At 39.3% G+C, this 3,739-nt stretch carries 4 protein-coding genes; all 4 read left to right on the top strand.

The window, feature by feature from the left end:
- A partial coding sequence (locus tag RAO94_05295; protein MDP8321744.1) for a hypothetical protein occupies positions 1-335 on the top strand: 335 nt, incomplete at its 5' end.
- On the top strand, positions 325-801 hold the full coding sequence (gene mreD / locus RAO94_05290; protein ID MDP8321743.1) for a rod shape-determining protein MreD: 477 nt from the start codon (positions 325-327) through the stop codon (positions 799-801). The genes RAO94_05295 and mreD, both read left to right, overlap by 11 nt.
- Positions 801-2,600: a penicillin-binding protein 2 gene (gene mrdA, locus RAO94_05285; GenBank protein MDP8321742.1), complete on the top strand. Its 1,800-nt coding sequence runs from the start codon at positions 801-803 to the stop codon at positions 2,598-2,600. The genes mreD and mrdA overlap by 1 nt, the downstream gene beginning before the upstream one ends.
- A gap of 2 nt (positions 2,601-2,602) precedes the next feature.
- The coding region (locus tag RAO94_05280) for an FtsW/RodA/SpoVE family cell cycle protein (protein ID MDP8321741.1) at positions 2,603-3,739 on the top strand (1,137 nt) is incomplete at its 3' end.

Genomic DNA, 3,739 nt, shown 5'->3' with positions numbered 1-3,739 from the left:
GACTGATCGGCAGACGCGGAAAAGGTGATTTTTATCGAATAGCGGGTATGCAGGCAGCTTTGATAGATGCAGCCAGCACCTCACCAGTCCCGCCTTATGAGACATGCGTGATCAAGGGACCAAAAGATCCAGAGAAAGAAGCAATCAGGATCAGTAGTGAAACTGGAGTGGAAATTGCTGTAATGGACATAAATGATATTGGCGGGAGCTGGATGATAGGTGGATCTAAGGAAGTGAGTAAAGCTATGATCGAGGAAGTAATGAAAGATAATCCTCAGGGTCAGGGGGCAGAGCTTACTCCGATATGTATTGTAAGGGAGAAGCATGATTCGTAGTATTCTCTTTGGTCTGATATTTTTATTTCTGCAAATATTTAAGTCATCAGACTTAAGTATATGGGGAATTTCGCCTAACTACCTGATTGCCTATGCAGCATATTTGGGAGCCTATCTGGAGGAGAAATATTCACTGCCTCTGATATTTCTACTGGCTCTGGGTTATGATCTGGTGATGCCAGAAACATTAGGGATAAATACATTGTTACTGGTTATGGTCTGCTGGGCAACAATATTTCTGAAGAGGAGTATTCTGGAACCTAAGCTTGTAACGGTGAGTGTTCTGGCACTGATTTACAATATATTTTATTATTTGATCTTTGGCTTGTTTTATTCCTTACAGACAGAAAATGTTAGTTTTCTGGTCACGATATTTGTTTTATCGGTTTTGATAAATAGTATTTACACAATTTTGCTTTTTTATATTTTACTATTATTATCTCATCTTAAAATTGTAATACGCTGATGTATCGCAAATATGTGTCTCCCTGGATAAGCAGATTGATCCTTCTGGGTTTATTTCTGGTATTGAGCTATACTCTCTTTAATATGCAGGTGATCAATGGAGACAAGTATTTCACAATATCAGAGAATAATTATGTTCGGATCATGAAAATTACCCCTTTGCGAGGAAATATTTTTGACCGGAAATATCGGATTATTGCAGGTAACAGTTCTTCAGATAATTTATATTTTACATTATCTCGGTTGAATAATAGCCATAAACTCGCTCAATTTATCAGTGCAAATTTTGGAATAGATTCTTTATCAGTGATCAAGATAATCAAGGATAACAGATTCAGGAAATATCATGATATATCTCTGGTGAAAGGATTAAATCATAAGAAGTTGGTGAAAATTGCTGAGCGGATGAATGAATATCCATCATTGAAATTCAAGTCAGAATACATAAGAGAGTATTCCTATCCTAATCATTTTACGGGACATACAGGTCAAGTGAGTGAGAAGGAATACGAGCAGCTTAAGGAGCAGGATTATTCACTGAACAGCGAAATCGGTAAGAATGGTCTGGAGAAGCAGTATGAACAACTTTTACGTGGTAAAGCAGGATTTGAGCTGATCCAGGTGGATGCTACAGGTAAGAGTCTTGAATTCCTGAAGCATAATCTCTATAAACCGGCAATAAACGGCATGGATTTGATACTTTCGATAGATAATGACCTGCAGAACTATATCCGACAGATATTTCCAGTTGATGAAAAAGGAGCAGTGGTTGTGATGGATGTGAGGACAGGTGGAATTCTTGCTTACGTCTCATTACCGGAATTTGATCCCAATATATTCAGCAGTGCCATTAGCAGACCGGTTTGGGATGTAATGAAAAATAATCCTGACAAACCGATGCTGGACAGGATCTCCAACGGGACATATCCACCGGGTTCCATATTTAAAACGATAACTGCCTCTCTGGCATTGGAAGAAGGATTGATTACACCTGAAACAAAAATGGCTGATTGTACAGGTGGCATGCAGATAGGAGACCGGTTTTTTAAGTGCTGGTATGAAGCGGGTCACGGAAGCTTGAGTGTAAGTGATGCCATTAAATATTCCTGTGATGTGTTTTTTTATGATGTATCACTATTGATAGATCTAGATAAAATGAAAGATTTTACTGAGCAGAATTACTTAACCACCAAAACAGGAGTTGATCTTCCAACAGAGAGAAGAGGTTTTTTCCCGGATGAGAACTGGTATTTGGATAATTATGGGAGATATACAGGAATTATAGGTCCCAAAGTTAATCTTTCTATTGGTCAGGGAGAATTATTGATAACTCCACTGGAATTTTGTGCCTATTACAATGCATTGGCAAATGATGGATTATGGCTGCAGCCACATTTTCTCGAGCAGATAATTGATCAGGACAAGGTGCCAGTGAGAAGTTATGAAAACCGGAGACTGCCCTTAAGTGTAGAAACAGTGAAGCTATTGCAGAGGGCTTTGGATAGAACAGTGAATGAGCGTTGGGGAACAGGTGCTACTGCAAAAGTGGAAGGTGTGAAAGTGTGTGGCAAAACAGGATCAGCAGAAAACCACATGGGCGAGGCGACTCATGCCTGGTTCTCTGGATATGCTGAATGGGAAGAGCCGGAGATATCTTTTGTGGTATTTATAGAAAATGGAGGACATGGTGGAGCTAAGGCTGCACCAATTGCTCAGAAGCTGGTATCCTTTTATAACCAGCTAAGAACAAATGACCCTGAGAATTATCTGCATTTGATAAAAGATCTGGATAAGGAATAAAGATGGATCGTAACCCCAGTCAGTCAAGATTTGATGGTATTTTACTGAGTTTGATGATACTATTGATGATCTTTGGAGTAATAATGATCTATTCTGCTTCTACTACTAAGATAGGTGATCTGGTGGAGAGGGAGAACTATTATATCAAGCAGATGATCTGGGTATTATGTTCACTTCTGGCACTGGTGGTTTTTCTGCAAATACCCACTGCATTTATAGAAGCTCTGATCCTTCCTGCATATTTGATAAACTTATTACTACTGCTTCTGGTTTTATTTCTTCCTGCTATCAAAGGAGCACACCGCTGGATAAGTCTAGGTTTTGCGGGGTTTCAGCCCTCTGAACTGGCAAAAATCCTAACTGTTCTGCTGTTGGCAAAACAATTGAATGTTACCCATCTAACCACCTTTCAGATATTAAAAAGAGCGTTGGGCGTTATGATAGCACCGCTGGTTTTGATCCTGATAGAGCCTGATCTGGGCACAGCCATGACCTTGTTGATTTGCGTTTTTGCCGTTTTATCATTCAGTGATCTGCCTTTCTGGGTGATAGTGTTGATAATCAGTCCTTTGATCAGTATTACAGCATCATTTAATCAATATATCTTTATTTTCTGGATATTGGTTTTAACTTTATATCTGCTGCGGAAAAGACTTGGAATTCTACTGGCAGGGCTTGGGATACTAATAAATTCTTCCTTGTATTTTCTGGTGCCATTTGTCTGGAGCAGCTTAAAAACATATCAGCAGAACAGGATAATCACCTTTATTAATCCTCTACATGATCCCTTTGGAGCAGGTTACCAGATCATTCAGGCAAAGATCGCCATTGGATCTGGCGGCTGGTTTGGGAAAGGCTTTCTAATGGGCTCTCAAAAGAACCTGCAATTCCTGCCGGAACATCACACAGATTTCATTTTTTCAGTGATCGGGGAGGAGTTAGGATTTTTTGGTTGCATGTTTTTTTTGATTATCTATTTTTTGTTTTTGCTAAGATTGATATCAGTAATCATCAGGATGAAGCGCAAGTTCATGTTTTATGCGAGTGTGGGAATTGCGGCAAATTTGATGATAATGATGTTCGTAAATGTGGGTATGAATTTAGGTATAGTGCCGGCTACAGGTATTCCACTGCCTTTT

It is taken from the genome of Candidatus Stygibacter australis, from assembly GCA_030765845.1.
GTDB lineage: Bacteria > Cloacimonadota > Cloacimonadia > Cloacimonadales > TCS61 > Stygibacter > Stygibacter australis.
This window is presented reverse-complemented; position numbering and strand designations above follow the sequence as displayed.

Excerpts from the sequence above, each read along its gene's own strand:
- mreD (MDP8321743.1), top strand. The coding sequence starts at position 325 with ATGATTCGTAGTATTCTCTTTGGTCTGATATTTTTATTTCTGCAAATA.
- mrdA (MDP8321742.1), top strand. The coding sequence starts at position 801 with ATGTATCGCAAATATGTGTCTCCCTGGATAAGCAGATTGATCCTTCTG.